Raw genomic sequence first — 18,563 nt, forward strand, 5'->3', positions numbered from 1 at the left:
AGCCTCATCAGGAGGCTGCGATCGACGAGGTCAGCATATCCATGGTATGCCGAATGAGGCTTTCGGCGGGGAAGCTGCCGCCACTCTCGCTTATTTCTGACTGGCATAACAGGATGGTTCCATGCAGGGCCCCGCGCAGGTAAAGGGCGGTTTGTTCAGGGCTTTGGATCCGCTGGCGGCTCATGGTGCCGTCTTCAAGCCCCATTTCGATGGCCTCTGTCATCATTTCCATAAGTTCTGATTTCGAACAAAGCATTTCCATGGCCTGGGTTTCGTCTGCCTCCGCCATGGCGGTTGAGGCTTTGGTGAGCGCTGAGAAGTAGTCCGGCTCCTCCAGGTAGAAACGGTAGTAGGATTCCCCCATCGCCCGTATCTGCGCCAGCCCGGTGTCGGCTGTTTGCCTGGCTTCCCGGAAGCGCTCAGACAGGCTGTGCCCGGCCCTCAGCATAATGCCCCGCTGAATGGCGGCCTTATCCTTGAAGTACACATACAGCAGCGCCCGGCTCAGGCTGGCCGTGCGTGCAATATCGTCCATGGATGTGCGCTCGTAACCCTTCTCCGAGAAGGCCCCCTCGGCGGCATCCAGAATGGCGTCATAGCGGGCCTGTTTCTCCCGTTCGCGGCGTGTTTTCAGCGGTTCAGTCATCTGTCTCTCTCATCAGGGTCCTTCTTGGAATATTGACATAATGTCAAAGAATGACATTATGTCGCAACCAATAAACCGGATTTCCGCAGGAAGCGGTATCGACAACACATGAGCATGGATGAAAGGACACCCTATGACATCATTCCGTACCCCTGTTGCCTTCATTTTTTTAGCTGCTTTCGGCCTTTTTCTTTCCGGTTGCGAGACTGATGATACGCCGGAGGCGTCTGCCAGGCATGTGGTGTCGGTGCGCGTTTCCGACGTTACCGGGGGGCAGGCCCAGGAAATAACCTTGCGCTTTTCCGGCATTGTTCGGTCGACCCAAAGGGCAACACTGACATTTCAGGTCAGCGGCACTCTGAAAGAGCGGGCGGTAGAGCTGGGCCAGACTGTTGCCGCCGGCGATGTGCTCGCCCGGGTGTATAACCCGGCACTGGAGCCGGCGCGGGATTCGGCCAGCGCCAAACTGGACGAACTGAACACCCGTTACGATCAGGCTAAGCGCGAGTGGGAACGCTCCAGCCGTCTGCGCGAACGTGGTGTGGTTTCCGAGCAGAGCCTTGAGCAGATCGCGGCCCGTCGTGATTCCCTGAAAGCCAGCGTTGCCACAGCCCGGGCCGCGCTGGCCGAGGCCACTCAGTTGTTGCAAGAGAGTACGTTGCGGGCGCCGTTTGGCGGGCGTGTTGAGGCGCTTCTGGTCGAGCGGGATGAGTTTGTCGCTGCCGGCCAGCCGGTAATGCGGCTGTCCTCGCCCGAGGGCAAGGAAGTGGAAGCCCGGGTGCCTGCCTATCTGTTGGCTCATGTGTCGCTGGATCAGGAAGTGCCGGTTTGGTCTGTGCAAAATCGCAGTCAGGCCCCGGTCACCGGTTCCGTTGTTGAAATTGCTCAAGCCGGCGCAATCCGTGGCGAGTTGCACCCGATTCTGGTCAGCCTGCCGATCAATACCCTTGAAGCGGGCGAGCCGGTTGAAGTGGGCATTACACCGGTGCGGGAATCCGCAATCACCGTTCCACTTCTGTCCGTGATCCGTAGCGCCGGGAACATGACGGTATTTCGCGTGCGCGATGGCGTGGCCCGACGGGTGCCAATAGACGTTGAGCGTGTGGTGGGTGAACGCGTTGTCGTGCGCACGGGTGAGCTGGCGCCAGGTGATCAGGTGGTATATGCGGGCACAACCCGCCTCGCAGACGGTGATGCCGTGGAGGTGCGTTAATGACGCGTCGGCTGCTCAATTATCAGCGCCTGCTGGGCATGGTGGTAACCATGCTGTGTCTGCTGGGTATCGCGGCATACAGCACTATGCCACGCCAGGAAGATCCCTCTTTTCCTTACCGGGCCGGTCTGATTAGCGTGAGCTATCCCGGGGCAAGCGCCGACGCCGTAGAGCGATTGGTGCTCAGGCCTTTGGTAGATGAGCTGCGCCAGGTGGAAGAGGTAGACTTTTCCCAGAGCACAGCTCGTACTGGCGTAGCGCTTGTCAAGCTGCGCCTCAATGACGACATATATGACACAGATCCTGCCTGGGATCGCATCCGCCAGGCGATGGAGCGTGCAAAGCAGGATTTCCCGGACGACGTCGGCCGGATGGTTCTGGATGACCGGCTGATCGATAACCCGGCCATTGTGCTCGCAGTGGGTGGTTCGCCTTCAGTGAGCGAGTTGTCGGATGTGGCCGAACGGCTCAAGCAGAATCTCTCCGGTCTTACCGGTGTTTCCCGTATCGAGCTGGAAGGGGATGCGGACGAACAGATTACACTTGCTCTGGACGATGCGGCACTTTATCGGCTGGGTATCTCGCCGGCCCGGATTCTGGAAACCCTGGCGCAGCGCAATCAAACTACGCCCGGTGGCTTCATTGTAGTCGATGGTCGCCGGTTATCGGTGCTGCCCAACACTGAATTTGCAGATATAGATGCCATTCGCGCCACCCCCATTGAGCTTCCTGATGGCTCCCAAGTACCGCTGGCAGCGGCTGCCTATGTATGGCGCGGCCCTGCTGAGCCGCGCCAGCCAGAGACCTGGTTTGATGGCGAGAGGGTGGTGCTGTTGTCGCTGATCATGGAGGAGGGCACGACCGACGCGATCCGCTTTGGTGAGCGGGTGCGGGAGCGGGTTGCCCAGATACGACCGGACTTTGAGCCTTACGAAATCCGCGAGATGTTCTTCCAGCCGGATAAGGTTGCAGAGCGCCTGGACAATCTGGCCTGGAGCCTGTTGCTTTCCGTCCTGATTATTGTGGCGGTAGTGTTCACCGGCATGGGCATCCGAATGGGCTTACTGGTGGCCTCGATTCTGCCTATGGTGGCGTTGATCAGTGTCGGGCTTTACGATCTTGGCGGTGGTGTTCTGCATCAGATCGCGGTGATCGGCATGGTGATCTCCCTGGGTATTCTGATCGACAACGCCATTGTGGTTGTCGAAAACATTCAGGGCCATCTGGACGAGGGCATGCGCCGAATGGACGCGCTGCGCAAAGCCGTCGGCGAGCTGGCCGGGCCGCTTGGCGCATCCACCGGCACCACACTTGCGGCCTTTGCTCCAATGCTGCTCGCCAAAGGTGGCGCAGCAGACTTCACCCGGGGCGTGCCGGTGATGATCATGCTGACCCTGTCCGTCAGTTATTTACTGGCGATCTCGGTGGTGCCGCTGCTGGCGGCACGATTCCTCAAGCCCCGTCACAATGCCGAGGCTGACCGGCTGATTGGTCTGGCGCGGTTTCTTGGTGGTCTGGTTTACCGTCATCCTCGTCGGCTGATCGCAGCCGGAGCTTTGCTGGTCGTGCTCAGTCTGGCGATGACGCCGTTTATGGCGCAGCAGTTTTTCCCTGATGCGGATCGACCTCAGGTTATTGTCGAGATCTTCATGCCGGAAGGTACCGATCAGGTGCGCACAGCTGAAGCCGCTGCCAATCTGGAACAGGCCATCCGCTCCCGTGCAAATGCGCTTGAAATTCACCGGTTTGTCGGTTTTACCGGCCCCACGTTCTATTACAACCTCCAGCGCGCACCGCAGGCGCCGAACAGAGGCCGGCTTGTGGTGACCACACCAACGCTCGAAGATACCACCGAAATGATCCGCTGGATTCGCGCCCATGTGAATGAACAGATGCCGGAGCTGGACGTGAGTGTCGGCGTTCTCGGGCAGGGGCCGCCACGGATTGCGCCGGTAGAGGTGCGCGTGTACCACGCGGATGACCAGGCGCGTACTCAGGCGGTGGAGCAGTTGTTCGTCGCGCTACGCCAGGTTGCGGGCACAGTGGATGTCCGGCACGACCTGGATATCGGCGTGCCCAGCATTGCGATTAATGTAGACGACGCCACCGCTGCAAGATTCGGACTTACCCGGGCTGATGTTGCTCAGAGCCTCTATGGCCAGAGCTTTGGCGTTGTTGCCGAGCGTTACCGCCAGGAAGAAGACCCGATTCCCCTGGTACTCCGGTCGCAAGAAGGTACATCACTGCCATTGGAACGCCTGCTCTCCGTTAATATCTATAACGACCGTGGTGATGCCGTTCCGCTGTCAGCTGTTGCCAGTGTGGAAACTACCTGGGAGCCCGCCGCGCGCTATTTGCGTAACGGCACGCGTCTCAATACCGTCACTGCCAACCTGCTGACAGGCTACAGCTTTAGCCAGGCACTGGGCGGCCTGAATCTCGCACTGGAAGACAACCCCCTGCCTGAAGGCACTCGCCTGGAAATGGGTGGCGATGCCGAAGGTTCCGGTGATGCTAACGGGGCTCTGTTAACCGCTGCGCCGATCGGTGTGCTCTTGCTGCTCTTCTTCCTGCTGCTGCAGTTCAACTCATTCCGGCGTGTCGGCATTATCCTGCTGACGGTGCCTCTGGCAACCGTTGGCATATTCCCCGGTCTTGTACTCTCGGGCTCGCCCTTCGGGTTCCAGTCGCTGCTTGGTGTGATTGCATTGGTAGGCATTGTAGTGAACAACGCTATCGTGCTGCTCGATGTGATGGACAGGGAGCTGGAAAACGGTGAGAACATCCACGAAGCCATGCGCAAAGCCGTTGTGCAGAGAACCCGGCCGATCCTGTTGACCACGGCAACCACTGTGGCGGGCCTGTTGCCGCTGGCATTCTCCAGTTCTACACTCTGGCCACCCATGGCCTGGGCTATTATCTCGGGGCTGCTGGCTTCAACCGTACTGACCCTGCTGGTGATCCCGGCGGTATGCACACAGTCGATAAAGGCTGGGGTTGCCGAGCCGGAAAACGCACCGGCCTAGGGGTTTATTATGTGAGTGTCCGGTGTGGTTCACTGCGGTCTGATCATCAGGCCTACGCGCTGGCCAACCGGTACATCGCGGTTCGGAAACACAATCGCCTGAGGCGAGCGTTCCACCCGGTAACAGGTATCGTCATCCTCCCAGATGACGGTACCTGGCGGGTACTCGGTGAAATTGGCGACATCATCCGGAATATGGAATTGGAAGTTCTTTCCGGTATTCAGAATTTCATGCACCACCTCAAAGACCGTGAGGTGGTTGAACGGTGGCTGCTTTGCCGGGCTTTCCTCGCCACAAAAACGACGCCGCAGTGCCTTCTTGATCCCCTCAAAACGGTGCAGATCATTCTCACCAAACGGCCTGACCTTGCCCAATTCCACGGTATAGCTCTCTGCACCCAGAAGGGATGACGAAAACGAAGAAAACGTTGTGCCTGCCTTATGTTGCAGCAACAAGGTCGCCACCTCGGCCTCCAGCAGAAAGTCACACTGCATCTCCGGCACCTTCCGGTCCGCAACAAACGGATAAAGCGCAAACTTCTCACGGTGGGACGGCCTTATGGCCGTATGCAAATCGTAATGGGACAAAGCTTGCGGGTGCGCCATGGCAAACTGACGACAAGCCTCTTCCAGAAACTGAGCCCGCGCCGCTTCTGGCAGCCCATCATATTCCGGCCTGTCATGGGCCCCATTGAACAACCGGTTCAGGTTTGCATCCAAAAACCGCGCCCCGGCCACCATGGCTGGCGGGTTGCCCAGAATCAGCAATAGTGGACAAGCCAGCTGCCATTCCCCGTTCAGCAGCTCGCTAGCCAGTGCGTTAAGAACCTCAATGGGTGCGGTTTCATTGCCGTGAATGCCAGCGGAAACAATCAGCGCCTCCTGATTCGGATTTACACGGCGGGCTGGCGGGCTGAAATGCAAAACACCAACGCTCTTTCGGCTTATACGTGTGCCGTCAGGAAACGTGGTTTTGACCTCCGGGAGGTCAGCAGAGGCATTGGTGAGAGTATGTGATAGCCAGTCAGAGCTGGATTCAAAAAGATCCGGATAAGCAGCCATAGAATCCCCAAAGCCTGATGATCGAGAGGTGCTCAGGAGCCCGCGGGCTGCTGATGCCTCAACAAATGATTTTCAAGCTTGCGGAACACAAACACCAGAATGAACGTCAGCACCATGTAGCAAAGCGCCACAAAGATAAACGCATCAAACGGCGCATAGAACCGTGAGTAAATGTTCCGCGCTGCACCCGTCAGATCCACAATGGTCACCACACTCGCAATCGCACTCGAATGCAGCATGAAAATGACCTCATTGGAGTAGGCCTGAACCGCCCGCCGCGCCGCGCTTGGAAGCACAATCCGCCGCATCCGCATAAACCAGCTCATGCCATACGCCTTAGCAGCCTCAATCTCACCATGGGGCGTTGAAATAATCCCACCACGAATAATCTCGGTGGTGTAAGCGCAGGTATTCAAAGTAAAAGCCAGCAGAGCAGGGTAGAAGGGTTCCCGGAAAATCTCCCACCAGAAGGTCTCCTGAATGCCGGGAATCTGGGCGACGCCATAGTAGATAATGTATAGCTGAATCAGCAGTGGTGTTCCGCGGAACAGGTAGGTGTAAAACCACACCGGGCCGGACACGAACGGGTTTTTAACCGTACGCAGAATGGCCAGCGGAACCGCAAAAACAAGCCCGATAACGAGGCACAGAAATACCAGCTGAACGGTCGTAACCATCCCGTTCCAGTATTCCATGATGGTCATGGCTGTGAAAATGTCGTTCCTGTCGAGCCAGGCGGCAAAAAAGTCAGGCATCATCAATTCTCCTGAATCACGCCGACATTGGCTCGTTTATCGAGCCACTTTATGAACAGCTCCGAGCCCGCCGTGAGGGCGAGGTATACAAACGCCACGGGAATGAAAAAGTGGAACGGCATGCGCTCCGCCTTGGCTGCTTCCTCGGCCACACGCACCATATCCGTGAGGCCGATAATGGAAACCAGTGCTGTGGTTTTAAGCAGCACCTGCCAGTTGTTGCCGATACCAGGCAGGGCATGGCGCAGCATTTGCGGAACCATCACCCGACGGAAAGTGTGCCAACGGCTGAAGCCGTAGGCGCGCGCTGCTTCAATCTGGCCGGTTTCAACTGCCAGAAAGGCGCCCCGGAAGGTTTCCGTCATATAGGCGCCAAAAATCAGCCCGATCGTCACTACACCGGAAATGAACGGATCAAACTGAAAGAAAAAGTCGACCTCATAGGTTTCCCAGATATAGTCCGAGAGCATGTTCACGGCCACCTGGCCGCCATAATAGAACAGCAGCATCATCACCAGATCGGGAACGCCACGAATCAGAGTGGTGTATGACGTAGCGATTCCAACCGCTATTCGGCTGTTTGACAGCTTTGCAGCCGCGCCGATCAGCCCGAGAGTTAATGCGAGGGCAAGAGACAGGAAGGCAAGTTCTATGGTGATAATTGACCCGTTCAGCAGGGCCGGACCATAGCCTTTCAGATCAAACATGGGAGTGTCCGGTAGTCAGGGGCAGCCATAATGGCTGCCCCTGAGGCTGGTAGTATCAGATCTCGACGGTCAGGCCTTTACATCGTAAGCGAAGTACTTCTTCATGATGGCGTCGTAGGTGCCGTCTTCCTTCAGCTTGCGCAGAGCAGCATTCACCTCTTCGGCAATGTCTTTGTCGCGCTTGCGCATGGCAACACCAACGCCTTGACCCAGCTTGACCTGCTCGCCGATTTCCTTGAAACCGTCTTTGGTCAGAACAGTCTGCTCGCCCACCGGATAATCAACAAATACGGCGTCCAAACGCTGACCTTCAAGGTCCAGAACCATGTCATCTGCAGTGGTGTAACGCTTGATTGTTACTACACCGGTCATTTTCTCGGTTACAAAGGTATCCATAGTCGTGCCACGCTGCACGCCCACGGTTTTGCCCTTCATGGCGTCCATATCGGTGACATCGGTATCAAAGCTATTGGGGCCAAACCAGCCGCCCGGAGTGTTGTAATACGGCTCGGAGAACAGAACCCGCTCTGCACGCTCCGCTGTGATCGACATGGAAGACATGATCAGATCGAATTTACGAGCCAGCAGACCGGGAATCATTCCATCCCACGCCTGGATGACAAACTTGCAGTCTGCCTTCATTTCTTCACACATGGCGGTGGCCAGATCAACTTCAAAGCCGGTCAACTCACCATTTTCATCTTTGTATTCGAAGGGCTCATAAGGTACGTCAAAAGCAATGCGCAGAGTGCGCTCTTCTGCCTGAGCACCGCTGGCAAACATGGCCAGGGCGCAGCTTGCTGCAATCATCAATTTTTTCATGTGTCACTACTCCAGTAGATCGCCTCTCGGGCGTTATTTTTTTGGGAATTATACTTCTGACCATCGTCACGATAGCACTGCATGTCAGAAGTTGGGAGCCAGGAACTGCTTCATACGTTCTGAATCCGGATTGTCAAACACGTGTTCGGGCGTACCCTGTTCTTCGATAACCCCCTGGTGCAAAAATAGCACCTGGGACGACACATTTCTTGCAAACGCCATTTCGTGGGTGACTACGATCATGGTGCGGCCTTCTTCTGCCAGGGCCTGCATCACTTTCAGGACTTCCCCCACCAGCTCCGGATCCAGCGCGGAGGTTGGTTCATCAAACAGCATTACTTCCGGCTCCATTGCCAGAGCCCTGGCAATGGCCGCCCGCTGCTGCTGTCCGCCGGACATTTGCGCCGGGTAATAGTCCTTGCGCTCATAAATTCCGACTTTGTTCAGGTAAGCTTCAGCCCGCTCAATAGCTTCTTTTTTGGGAACTTTGAGAACGTTGATGGGCGCTTCGGTAATATTCTCAAGCACTGTCATATGGGACCAGAGGTTAAAACTCTGGAATACCATCGACAGCTTGGCGCGAATCAACTCTACTTGCTTGTTATCCGCCGGAATACGTTCGCCTTTGCGGTTGTTGGTAAACCGGATAGGGTCGCCGTGGACAATAATGTCACCAGAAGTGGGTGTTTCCAGCAGATTGATGCAACGCAGGAAGGTACTTTTACCGGAGCCGGAGCTGCCGATCAGGGAAACGACATCGCCTTTTCGGGTCTCCAGCGAGATACCTTTTAATACTTCAAGCTCGGCAAAGGTTTTGTGAATATCCCTGCAGATCAAAGGCGCGTGGTCCGCCATGGGTGGCTCCCGAAGCTGTCATTCAAAGGCGATTGTTTTACGGACTGTGGCGGTGGAAATCAATACCTTATACACACAGTTTTGCGGTTTTTCAGCGACAATTCATGCGGCTTATTGTGGCGCAATGAGTGTTCAATGCAAGCATTTTGCCGGTTTCAACTATGGGCATGGTGTTGGTCGCCCAGTGCCTCCTGCTCAACCGGAATACGGATCAGCGTACTGCCTTCCTTTTCCAGGTCGCGCATGGCTTGGCTGACGAAGCGCACATGGGCCATGGCAATTTTCTGGGCGCTGGCTGGCCTTCCGGAAATAATGGCCTCATAGATTTGTCGGTGCTGAAGAACAATCTTCTTGCGCATCTCAGCGCGCGGATTGAGATTGGCAACCGACGCCTGCACGGTCATAAGCATCATATTCTTAAGGCTGTTGAGTACGTGAACCAGAATCGGGTTATGGGAAGCCTCCACGATAGCCTGATGAAAGCCATGGTCCGGGCGGGCATTACTCAGTGGATCGGTTTCTTCCAGAGCGCGAAAGGCTTTGGTTATCCGGTGACGGTCCAGGTTGGTAGCCCGTTGCGCGGCCAGGAAGGCGGCCTGTCCTTCCAACTGTTCACGAACCTCCAGCAAGTCATAAAGCGTTCGTGGGTGACCTTCAAAAAGGTGCATCAGGGGGCCTTGTTCACGGAGATCACCAGAGCCCGGTACCATCGTGGAAACAAAGGAGCCTTTGCCGTGGCGGGTTTCGATCACACCACGCCCTTGCAGTTCGTGGAGCGCTTCACGGATAACCGACCGCGACACCCGCAGGCGCGCTGCAAGTTGCCGTTCTGAAGGTATTTTTTGCTCCGGCGCCAGCCCGCCGTCGAGGATCAACCTTTCTAATCGGTAGGAAATTTCCTGTGAAATAGCCATCTTATTGCCCGTGCGCGCACTGGTCTGACCAGTGTCTGTTGTCATTTTTGTTATTAGGCCTTCGCTTCTGATTGCATGCAAGCCCTCTGAATATGGCTGATCCGGAGAGATTCGTCCATTTTCCCAACTTCAAAAACTGGTCTGACCAGTATCCTCTTTGCTGGACTAAACAGGTATCGCCTACGAGTATCATTGTTGATGCCGTGCATTATGCCGGTGTTGCTGTGACCTCTATAAAAACAAATTCAGCGGAGATGTCTCAATGAAACCGAGCAAGACCACTACACATAAATGCGGAGCCGGCGCGGCTTCGCAGCGCAGAAGCTTTCTGAAAACTGCAGCTCTTGGTACGGCCTTAGCCGGCGTGCTGATGATGGGGGCTGGTCAGGCAAACGCTGCAACGACCTGGAAAATCCAGTCGGTCTGGGATGCCGGTACAGTCGGCTATGATCTGTTCGAGGGCTGGTGTAATGGCATGGAAGAGAAGTCAGGCGGTGAACTGATCTTCAAGTGTTTCCCTGCCAAGGCTGTCGCCGCCGATAACAACTCACTGTTTGATTCGGTTCGCAGTGGCGTACTTCAGGGTATGAACCCTTTTACTCTTTACTGGTCCGGTAAGATTCCGGCTTCGGTTTTCCTGTCTTCCTATCCTGCGGGTCCTGACCAGCCTCACCAGTGGGACATCATGTTCTACGACTTGGGCATGCTGGAAAAAACCCGTGAGATTTACAAGAAGTTCGGGCTTTTCTACGTTGGCCCGATTCAGCACGATGCAAACATCATCCATTCCAAGACGCCGGTAAACAGCCTCGAAGATCTTAAAGGCCTTAAGCTACGAGTTCCCGGCGGTATGGTTGCCGAGGTGTTCCAAGCGTTCGGTGCTTCCACTGTGAGTCTGCCGGGTTCTGACATCTTTCCGGCCCTGGAAAAGGGCACCATCGACGCAGCCGACTATGTGGGCCCGGCGGTAAACTGGGAACTGGGCTTCTCCCAGGTGACTGATTACATCCTGTTCGGACCTCCGGGCGTGATGTCTATCTACCAGCCGGTGGACCTGATGGACCTGACCGTCAACCTGCGTGCCTGGAACGCCCTGGATCCGAAACTCCAGCAACTGGTTGAGGATGAAGTGCGCATCTATTCCCAGAAGCACTATCTGACCATTCAGAAGCGCAACATTGAGGCCATGAAGAAGTTCAAGGATGCAGGTGACACCGTGAGCCGTCTGAGCCAGGAAGATGTGCTTAACTGGCGCCGCAAAGCCATCCCGATCTGGTACAAGTGGGCAAACAAGGACGAAGATGCCCGCGCCATCTTCGATATCCAGATCGAGTACATGATGAACGATACTATGGGCTATATCCAGGAGTCGGACCTTGAAGGTGTGCCGGGCCGGTAACACTTTCCTGAACTAATAAAAAAGAAACAGGGGGAAGGTCAGGGGCGACTCCGAAAGCGGCGCCCCACCTTCCCCGATTTGTGGCTGAGGAAGTAACAACATGTCTGATCTTGAAGGTTTCGGATTCGTAATGCCGCACTGGTTCTATTGGGGCTGGCTTGCGGTTATGCCGCTGATCATGATTGCTTGGGATAAGTGGAGCAGTGGTCACGGAGGCGGGAGTGCCGAGCCGGAATTGACACCGGGGGAATTACAGGCGCAAGAGGATGATCCACTTATCTATCTCCAGTTCGAAGGGAACTGGTTTACCAAGGTAGTGGACTGGATGTGCGACAAATCCGGTCTGTTCGTGTCGTTCTGGACAATCAATGCCGTCGTGTTCTATTTCTTTGGCGTGGTCATGCGCTACATCTTTAACATGCCCACCATCTGGGTCCATGAAGCCAGCTTCCTGCTGCTGGGTATGCAGTATATGCTGGCCGGCGCATTTGCCATGCTTCACGGTGCCCATGTGCGTGTGGATGTGATGTACAACATGCTGCCGGCGCGGGGAAGAATTGGCCTGGACATCTTTACTTCCATGTTCTTCTTCATTTTTGCCCTGATTCTGCTGGTTACCTCCTGGACCTTTTTCCAGGATTCCTATGCCATGAATGAAACCACGGTTGAGACCTGGGGCATCCAGCACTGGCCGGCCAAAGGCATGATGGTTGTGGGTTCATTACTTCTCTTACTCGCAGGCATATCCAAGCTGATGAAGGATATTGTCCTGTTTGTCCGTCTTGGCCGGGAGCGCACCGCATGACTACAAATACAACAACTGCGCCGGGTAGTAACCTTGTTGGAAAGCTGAGTACCTGGCTGATGATTATCGCCACAGTGGCACTGGCGTTTGTCATCTGTGTCGAAATGATCAACATTCTTTTCTACGATCCGTGGAGTGATGAGCAATTCCTGTTCAAGCTCTCCGGTAGCCTTTCTGACGTCAAGATCGGGCCTTTGACCTATCTGATGTTCGGTTCCCTCGCCGTGGCCCTGATGATGGGGCTGCCGCTGGCTTTCGTGACCGGTGGTCTCGGGGTGATGTTCATCTACCTGGTGGGTGACGCAATGATGCTGAACCTCGTGCCGGGGCGCATCTTCCCCATGATGACCAACTCCGATCTGGCGGCGATACCGCTGTTTATCTTTATGGCCTCCATGCTTGAGCGCGCCGGCCTGATTGAGGAAATGTTCAGTGTGGTCTACAAGTGGATGGGTGGCCTGAGCGGCGGTCTGGCGACAGCAACCATCCTCGCCTCTACTTTGCTTGCAGCTATGGTGGGTGTTATCGGTGCTGCCGTTGTCACCATGGGCATCATCGCTCTGCCGGCGATGCTCAAGCGCGGTTACGATCAGAAGATCGCGCTGGGCTCGATCATGGCTGGCGGTACTCTGGGCATACTGATTCCTCCTTCAATCCTGGCAATTCTGTACGCGGTTGTCGCACAGCAATCGGTCGGTGAGTTGTATCTCGGCTCCGTGATCCCGGGCCTGATGCTGTCTTCGATGTATATTGCGTATGTGCTGATCCGCAGCTGGATTAATCCGAAGCTGGGGCCGCCTGTACCGGTGGAAGAGCGGATTTCCCTGAAGGAAAAGCTGCTGCTCACGAAAAATCTGATTGCTCCACTGGTTCTGGTATTTCTGGTGCTGGGCCTGCTGTTCGGCGGCATTGCAACGCCGGTAGAAGCGGCGGGTATCGGTTCCTTTGGCGCCATCGTGGTGGCCATGATGCATGGCAAGTTCTCCATTGCCGGGCTGCGGGAAGCCTCTGTAACCACGACCAAGGCATCCGCCATGGTGCTGTGGATCATGTTCGGTGCCTCGGTTTTTGTTGGCTTCTACATCCTTCAGGGTGGGCAGCAATTTGTCACGGAATCCATCCTGGGTACTGGCATGTCGCCATACGGCATTCTGTTCCTGCTGATGTTCCTGCTGGTGGTTCTGGGTATGTTCCTGGACTGGGTGGGTATTCTGCTGCTGGCAGTTCCTATCTTCATTCCGATTGTAAAAGCTCTGGAGTTCCCGGGGCTGCTGGGCTTCCCGCCGGTGGCAGGTGATGATGTTGTGCTCTGGTTCGGTGTGCTCTATCTGGTCAATATGCAGATGTCGTTCCTCAGTCCGCCATTCGGTTACGCATTGTTCTACCTCCGCGGCGTATGCCCACCAGAAATATCCATGGCCACGATTTTCAAGTCAGCCCTCGTGTTTCTGGCTATTCAGGCGTTCGGGCTATTCATGTGTATCCTGATCCCCGGCCTCGTAACCTGGCTGCCAGGGCTGGTTTACGGTTAATAAATTCAAGGAGTAATGCTTTATGTTGACGATCAAACGTCTGGACCTTGCCGAAGCTCGGATCCTCATTGAGGGTGCAGCTGAAAAGGCTCGCGAGATCGGCGTGCCCATGTGCATCGCTGTGGTGGACGAATCCGGCAATCTGGTGGCCTTCGAGCGTATGGATGGTGGCAAGATCACCAGTGTGACCATCGCCCAGGACAAAGCCTTCACCGCGGCGGCGGCCAAGAAGGCCACCCACGACTACAACAAGGTGAACGTGCCCGGCAGTCTGGCTTTCGGTATTCATACCGAAGTCGGCGGGCGCATCAGTTCGGTGGGTGGTGGCCTGCCTGTGATCGTTGACGGCGACGTGGTGGGTGGTATCGGGCTCAGTTCCGGCACGCCGCAACAGGATATGGATTGCGCCCAGGCGGGGATAGATTACTTTGAGACCCAGCGTGGTTGAGTTAGGCGGGTTGAGGGAGACCTTATGACAACCAAACCGAAAATCAGCAAAACGGAGCTCGCCGAACAGTTCCGGACGTTTGTTGATGCGGACTTTGTTATCACAGATAACGAGACCATGAAGCCTTACGAATGCGACGGCATGTCGATGTACTGCGAGATGCCGCTGCTGGTGGTGCTGCCAGAAACCGTAACCCAGGTGCAGCGGATAATGCGCATCTGCCATGAGCATGGGGTTCCGGTTGTTGCCCGCGGTGCAGGCACGGGCCTCAGTGCCGGGGCCATGCCCAGCAAAGAGGGCGTGGTGCTCTCCCTGGCCAAGTTCAACCGCATTCTGCATATCGATCCGCTGGCACGAACTGCCAGTCTTCAGCCTGGTGTGCGTAACCTGGCCATCAGTGAGGAGGCGGCCCAGTATGGTCTTTACTACGGGCCGGATCCCTCGTCGCAGATTGCCTGCACCATTGGAGGCAATGTCGCCGAAAACTCCGGTGGTGTGCACTGCCTGAAATACGGCCTCACGGTGCACAATATTTTCAGCGTGGAGATGGTGACCGCCGAAGGCGATGTGGTGACTGTCGGAAGCGACGGAATGGATAGTTGTGGTATGGATCTGCTCGCCCTGCTGACCGGATCTGAAGGTCTGCTGGGCGTGGTAACCGAGGTGAAGGTTAAACTTCTGCCCAAGCCAGAAGTGGCCCAGGTTGTGATGGCTGGTTTTGACAGCGTTCAGAAAGCGGGTGACGCAGTTGGCGGTATTATCTCCCACGGGATCATTCCAGGTGGGCTGGAGATGATGGATGGTCATGCCATTGTGGCTGCTGATGACTTTGCCGGTGCCGGCTACCCTCGTGATGCCAAAGCGCTGCTTCTTTGTGAAGTAGACGGTACCGAAGAGGAAGTGCACGAGCACATCGCCGAAGCTGAGGCGGTTTTCCGCAAGCTCGGTGCTACCTCAGTTCGAACGTCCCAGAGTGAACAGGAGCGTGCATTGCTCTGGCTCGGCCGAAAATCCGCCTTTCCGGCCGTCGGCCGAATTTCTCCGGACTACTACTGCATGGACGGCACGATTCCCCGTCGCCATATTGCTCACGTGCTGACAGAAATGCAGAAACTGTCTGAAGAGTTCGGCCTGCGCGTGGCCAACGTGTTTCATGCCGGTGATGGCAATCTGCACCCGTTGATTCTTTTTGATGCAAACGTACCGGGGGAGTTCGAGCGCACGGAGGCCTTTGGAGCCAGCATTCTGAAAATGTGCGTGGACGTCGGAGGCTGCATTACCGGTGAACATGGTGTGGGCGTGGAAAAGATTCGTCAGATGGCGATTCAGTTTAACGACCAGGAACTCCAGCAGTTTCACGACGTGAAAGCGGCCTTTGACCCTGCGGGCATTCTAAACCCGGGTAAAGGTGTACCTGCGTTGAAGTTCTGCCAGGAATATCGCTCGCTGGAGCACAAACAACACAAGCATGAAAAAACGGAAGCCGCACATGGCTGATATCTCTCAACAACTGCAGGAACAAGTGCTCCAGGCCCGCGCTGGCGGTGAGAAACTCAACATAGTCGGTGGCGGCACCAAAGCCTTTATTGGCCGGGAACCAAGCGCGGATGCAGGCACCCTTAACGTGGGTGAGCATACCGGGATTGTGGACTATCACCCGGTTGAACTGGTGATGACGGTTCGTGCAGGAACGCCTCTGAGCGACATTGAAGCTGCGCTTGCCGAGCAAGGCCAGGCGCTGCACTTTGAACCTCCTCACTTTGGCCCTGAATCCACCATTGGTGGCACGCTCGCCTGCAATCTCTCCGGGCCAGGCAGGCCTTGGGCGGGATCGGTGCGGGATCAGGTGCTGGGCATACGCCTGCTTAACGGTAAAGGTGAACACCTGCGTTTCGGCGGCGAGGTGATGAAAAACGTAGCCGGCTACGACGTCTCCCGGCTTCAGGCCGGAGCCCTTGGTACCCTGGGGCTCATTACTGAAATCAGTCTGAAAGTGATGCCTGGCCCGGCCGCCAGCCTGACCCTTGTGCAGGACATGGCAATAGACGAAGTGCTGCACTATATGAACAGCCGCGCAGCAGAACCCAAGCCAATCACCGCTGCCTGCTGGGTCGACGGCAAAGTTTACCTTCGTCTCTCCGGTGCGAAAACGGCGGTTGAGGCAACCGCTGAAAAGTGGAGTGGTGACGTCATGGAAAAAGGCGAGGCTTTCTGGCGCTCAGTGCAGGACATGCAACACGAATTCTTCGCCGACAAGGGCGAGCCACTCTGGCGCTTCTCCGTAGGCTCCACGGCGGCCAATCCCGCTATCGAAGGCAAATGGTTCATCGACTGGGCCGGTTCTCAGCGTTGGTTCCGGGGAGCTGCAGAGCTTGGCGACATGGAGCCCCTGGCCCGTGCCGCTGGCGGACAGGTAAGCCTGTTCCGGGGCGGCGACCGCAGCGGTGAGGTGATGCACAGCCAACCCAATGCGCTTAAAACGATCCAGCGTCGGGTGAAAGCCTCGTTTGATCCCGACGGAATATTTAATCCCGGGCGGCTGTATAGCTGGCTGTAGGTTTTTGAAAGTTCAAAGCAGGTAAAACATGCAAACAAACCTGGTTCAACAATTTGCCAACACAACGGAAGGACAGGAGGCAGAATCCATCTTGCGGGCCTGCGTTCACTGTGGCTTCTGCACCGCAACCTGCCCGACCTATCAGGAACTGAATGACGAGCGAGACGGCCCTCGTGGACGTATCTACCTCATGAAAATGTTCCTTGAAGGCGCAGAGGTTACCGAGAAAACCCGTGAGCACCTCGACCGCTGCCTGACCTGTCGCAGCTGCGAAACCACCTGTCCTTCCGGAGTTCAATACGGACGCCTGGTGGATATCACCCGGGGCCTTATTGATAAAGAGCTGCCCCGTGCGCCGAAAGACAAATGGATGCGTTGGGCCTTGGCGCGGGTGCTCCCCAACCGGGTGCTGTTCGGATTCATGCTCCGCCTCGGTCAGACGTTTGCCCCCATACTGCCGGGCAAACTGCGCGCCAAAGTACCGCCCAAAAAACAGGCCAGTCCCTGGCCGGCAGCAAGCCATAACCGCATTGTTTTGGCGCTGGCAGGCTGCGTGCAGCCATCCGCCACACCGAACACTAACGCAGCGGCGGCTCGTGTGCTGGATAAGCTTGGAATTACGATGGTCGAGGCGCCGGAAGCCGGGTGCTGTGGCGCGGTGAACTACCATCTTTCCGAACATGAGAAAGGTCTGGAGCGTATGCGCCAGAACATTGATGCCTGGTGGCCAGCCATTGAGTCCGGCGCAGAGGCATTGGTGATGACAGCGTCGGGCTGCGGAGCCATGGTTCAGGATTACGGACACCTGCTGAGAGACGACCCGGTATACGCCGCAAAGGCTCAAAAGGTAACCGAGCTCTGTACTGACCTGGGCGCTTTCCTGCTGAAGCAGGATCTGGAAAAGCTCAAGCTCAGCCAGAGCCCGGGCAAAGTGGCTTTCCATTGCCCCTGCACGCTGCAACACGCCATGAAGCAGAGCGGCGTTGTGGAACAGGTACTCACCAAAGCCGGTATTAATCTGGCCATCACCAAAGACAAGCACCTGTGTTGTGGTTCTGCAGGCACCTACTCCGTGCTGCAGCCGGAACTCAGCCAGAAACTGCTGGGCAACAAGCTCAAGGCGCTGACCATAGACAGCCCTGATCGCATTGTAACGGCCAACATTGGCTGCCAGATGCACCTTGAGACCAAATCCCAGGTGCCGGTGCAGCACTGGGTGGAACTGCTCGACCAGTAAATTGCTGGCCAGGGCCGCATTACACTCCCTCTGGTAATCGTTATACTGCCCCGGCAATTAACGTAACCACAGGGAGTGGATTGTTATGCCAAGGATTATGGCTGTTGCGGTTTTGGCATTCGTTTTTTCATCACCGGCTGTTGCCGGTATTTATACCTGGACAGACGCCAGCGGCGTTGTTCATTTCACAGATACCCCGTCACCTGATAAAAGTCACCGGTCCGTTGAAGTTGCCGCCCCGGTGACTGTGCCCATGGCGGAGAACCTTCAGCAACACCGACGCATTTCGGAGATCCGCGAACAGGTGCAGGGTATGCTCTCACCTGATCGAAAACGTGATTCAGCGCGTAACAAGTCGAAAGAAAAGGCGATTGCGAAACAGGCTAAAATCTGTGCCGGCTATCGGCGAAAACTGGCGCAGGTTCAGTCACAACTGCGGGCAGGCTATGGTAATAGCAAAGGTAACAGCCTGCGCCGCAAACGTCGCAATATCAGTCTATCGCTTGGCCGGGAGTGTATTTTGCGCTGATGCGGTAGACTGTTTTGTAGTGAGTACCCTAACAATCTAAGGTCTTTCATGTTCCGT

Annotated in this window: 17 protein-coding genes; 10 read left to right on the forward strand and 7 right to left on the reverse strand. The window is 56.1% G+C overall.

The genetic code is table 11. The features are described from left to right. Positions 1-7: 7 nt before the first annotated feature. A complete protein-coding gene (locus BUA49_RS05560; RefSeq protein ID WP_072796170.1) occupies positions 8-646 on the reverse strand; it encodes a TetR/AcrR family transcriptional regulator in 639 nt (212 codons plus the stop codon). A 133-nt stretch (positions 647-779) separates the two neighbouring features. Between BUA49_RS05560 and BUA49_RS05565 the strand changes: the two genes are divergently transcribed. Together BUA49_RS05565 and BUA49_RS05570 are read left to right on the forward strand one after the other, a co-directional pair. Then, positions 780-1,859 carry an efflux RND transporter periplasmic adaptor subunit gene (locus tag BUA49_RS05565; RefSeq protein ID WP_084063495.1) on the forward strand — a complete coding sequence of 360 codons (1,080 nt, stop codon included), beginning with the start codon at positions 780-782 and terminating at the stop codon, positions 1,857-1,859. Then, positions 1,859-4,885: an efflux RND transporter permease subunit gene (locus BUA49_RS05570; protein WP_072796172.1), complete on the forward strand. Its 3,027-nt coding sequence runs from the start codon at positions 1,859-1,861 to the stop codon at positions 4,883-4,885. Before BUA49_RS05565 ends, BUA49_RS05570 begins: the two co-directional genes overlap by 1 nt. A gap of 29 nt (positions 4,886-4,914) precedes the next feature. Here the strand turns inward: BUA49_RS05570 and astE are convergent, their stop codons facing one another. The 6 genes from astE to BUA49_RS05600 form a co-directional block, all read right to left on the reverse strand. After that, positions 4,915-5,946, reverse strand: a complete 1,032-nt coding sequence (astE, locus tag BUA49_RS05575; protein ID WP_072796174.1) for a succinylglutamate desuccinylase — start codon at positions 5,944-5,946, stop codon at positions 4,915-4,917. A 32-nt stretch (positions 5,947-5,978) separates the two neighbouring features. Beyond that, entirely contained in the window at positions 5,979-6,701 is a 723-nt protein-coding gene (locus BUA49_RS05580) for an ABC transporter permease (RefSeq protein WP_072797690.1), read from the reverse strand. Between the two features lie 2 nt (positions 6,702-6,703). Next, positions 6,704-7,408 (reverse strand): ABC transporter permease, encoded by a 705-nt coding sequence (locus BUA49_RS05585; protein WP_072796175.1) that lies wholly within the window; start codon positions 7,406-7,408, stop codon positions 6,704-6,706. Between the two features lie 69 nt (positions 7,409-7,477). Next, positions 7,478-8,230 (reverse strand): transporter substrate-binding domain-containing protein, encoded by a 753-nt coding sequence (locus tag BUA49_RS05590; protein WP_072796177.1) that lies wholly within the window; start codon positions 8,228-8,230, stop codon positions 7,478-7,480. A gap of 84 nt (positions 8,231-8,314) precedes the next feature. Next, the gene (locus tag BUA49_RS05595) at positions 8,315-9,085 is read right to left on the reverse strand and encodes an ABC transporter ATP-binding protein (RefSeq protein ID WP_072796180.1); all 771 of its coding nucleotides are present in this window, start codon (positions 9,083-9,085) and stop codon (positions 8,315-8,317) included. A 155-nt stretch (positions 9,086-9,240) separates the two neighbouring features. Next, the gene (locus BUA49_RS05600; RefSeq protein WP_072797692.1) at positions 9,241-9,999 is read right to left on the reverse strand and encodes an FCD domain-containing protein; all 759 of its coding nucleotides are present in this window, start codon (positions 9,997-9,999) and stop codon (positions 9,241-9,243) included. Positions 10,000-10,261: 262 nt separating this feature from the next. Here BUA49_RS05600 and dctP point away from each other — a divergent pair, with 262 nt between their 5' ends. The 8 genes from dctP to BUA49_RS05640 all read left to right on the forward strand — a co-directional run bounded on the left by dctP (position 10,262) and on the right by BUA49_RS05640 (position 18,506). Further along, on the forward strand, positions 10,262-11,398 hold the full coding sequence (gene dctP / locus BUA49_RS05605; RefSeq protein ID WP_072796182.1) for a TRAP transporter substrate-binding protein DctP: 1,137 nt from the start codon (positions 10,262-10,264) through the stop codon (positions 11,396-11,398). A gap of 100 nt (positions 11,399-11,498) precedes the next feature. Next, on the forward strand, positions 11,499-12,203 hold the full coding sequence (locus BUA49_RS05610; RefSeq protein WP_072796183.1) for a TRAP transporter small permease subunit: 705 nt from the start codon (positions 11,499-11,501) through the stop codon (positions 12,201-12,203). Then, positions 12,200-13,735: a TRAP transporter large permease gene (locus BUA49_RS05615; protein WP_072796185.1), complete on the forward strand. Its 1,536-nt coding sequence runs from the start codon at positions 12,200-12,202 to the stop codon at positions 13,733-13,735. Before BUA49_RS05610 ends, BUA49_RS05615 begins: the two co-directional genes overlap by 4 nt. A gap of 22 nt (positions 13,736-13,757) precedes the next feature. Further along, positions 13,758-14,183, forward strand: coding sequence for a GlcG/HbpS family heme-binding protein (locus BUA49_RS05620; protein ID WP_072796187.1), 426 nt, complete (start codon positions 13,758-13,760; stop codon positions 14,181-14,183). Between the two features lie 24 nt (positions 14,184-14,207). Further along, positions 14,208-15,680, forward strand: a complete 1,473-nt coding sequence (locus tag BUA49_RS05625) for an FAD-linked oxidase C-terminal domain-containing protein (protein ID WP_072796189.1) — start codon at positions 14,208-14,210, stop codon at positions 15,678-15,680. Further along, positions 15,673-16,740, forward strand: coding sequence for a glycolate oxidase subunit GlcE (gene glcE / locus BUA49_RS05630; RefSeq protein ID WP_072796190.1), 1,068 nt, complete (start codon positions 15,673-15,675; stop codon positions 16,738-16,740). Before BUA49_RS05625 ends, glcE begins: the two co-directional genes overlap by 8 nt. A gap of 28 nt (positions 16,741-16,768) precedes the next feature. Further along, positions 16,769-17,977 (forward strand): glycolate oxidase subunit GlcF, encoded by a 1,209-nt coding sequence (glcF, locus tag BUA49_RS05635; RefSeq protein WP_072796191.1) that lies wholly within the window; start codon positions 16,769-16,771, stop codon positions 17,975-17,977. 85 nt (positions 17,978-18,062) lie between these two features. Next, the gene (locus BUA49_RS05640) at positions 18,063-18,506 is read left to right on the forward strand and encodes a DUF4124 domain-containing protein (RefSeq protein WP_072796192.1); all 444 of its coding nucleotides are present in this window, start codon (positions 18,063-18,065) and stop codon (positions 18,504-18,506) included. Positions 18,507-18,563 lie beyond the last annotated feature (57 nt).

Source organism: Marinobacter antarcticus (genome assembly GCF_900142385.1).
GTDB lineage: Bacteria > Pseudomonadota > Gammaproteobacteria > Pseudomonadales > Oleiphilaceae > Marinobacter > Marinobacter antarcticus.

Bases quoted from the DNA above. Each gene is read 5' to 3' on its own strand.
- BUA49_RS05565 (WP_084063495.1), top strand. From the start codon at position 780: ATGACATCATTCCGTACCCCTGTTGCCTTCATTTTTTTAGCTGCTTTC.
- astE (WP_072796174.1), bottom strand. From the start codon at position 5,946: ATGGCTGCTTATCCGGATCTTTTTGAATCCAGCTCTGACTGGCTATCA.
- BUA49_RS05615 (WP_072796185.1), top strand. From the start codon at position 12,200: ATGACTACAAATACAACAACTGCGCCGGGTAGTAACCTTGTTGGAAAG.
- BUA49_RS05580 (WP_072797690.1), bottom strand. From the start codon at position 6,701: ATGCCTGACTTTTTTGCCGCCTGGCTCGACAGGAACGACATTTTCACA.
- BUA49_RS05570 (WP_072796172.1), top strand. From the start codon at position 1,859: ATGACGCGTCGGCTGCTCAATTATCAGCGCCTGCTGGGCATGGTGGTA.
- BUA49_RS05595 (WP_072796180.1), bottom strand. From the start codon at position 9,085: ATGGCGGACCACGCGCCTTTGATCTGCAGGGATATTCACAAAACCTTT.
- BUA49_RS05625 (WP_072796189.1), top strand. From the start codon at position 14,208: ATGACAACCAAACCGAAAATCAGCAAAACGGAGCTCGCCGAACAGTTC.
- glcE (WP_072796190.1), top strand. From the start codon at position 15,673: ATGGCTGATATCTCTCAACAACTGCAGGAACAAGTGCTCCAGGCCCGC.
- glcF (WP_072796191.1), top strand. From the start codon at position 16,769: ATGCAAACAAACCTGGTTCAACAATTTGCCAACACAACGGAAGGACAG.
- BUA49_RS05640 (WP_072796192.1), top strand. From the start codon at position 18,063: ATGCCAAGGATTATGGCTGTTGCGGTTTTGGCATTCGTTTTTTCATCA.
- BUA49_RS05600 (WP_072797692.1), bottom strand. From the start codon at position 9,999: ATGGCTATTTCACAGGAAATTTCCTACCGATTAGAAAGGTTGATCCTC.
- BUA49_RS05560 (WP_072796170.1), bottom strand. From the start codon at position 646: ATGACTGAACCGCTGAAAACACGCCGCGAACGGGAGAAACAGGCCCGC.
- BUA49_RS05610 (WP_072796183.1), top strand. From the start codon at position 11,499: ATGTCTGATCTTGAAGGTTTCGGATTCGTAATGCCGCACTGGTTCTAT.
- BUA49_RS05590 (WP_072796177.1), bottom strand. From the start codon at position 8,230: ATGAAAAAATTGATGATTGCAGCAAGCTGCGCCCTGGCCATGTTTGCC.
- dctP (WP_072796182.1), top strand. From the start codon at position 10,262: ATGAAACCGAGCAAGACCACTACACATAAATGCGGAGCCGGCGCGGCT.
- BUA49_RS05585 (WP_072796175.1), bottom strand. From the start codon at position 7,408: ATGTTTGATCTGAAAGGCTATGGTCCGGCCCTGCTGAACGGGTCAATT.
- BUA49_RS05620 (WP_072796187.1), top strand. From the start codon at position 13,758: ATGTTGACGATCAAACGTCTGGACCTTGCCGAAGCTCGGATCCTCATT.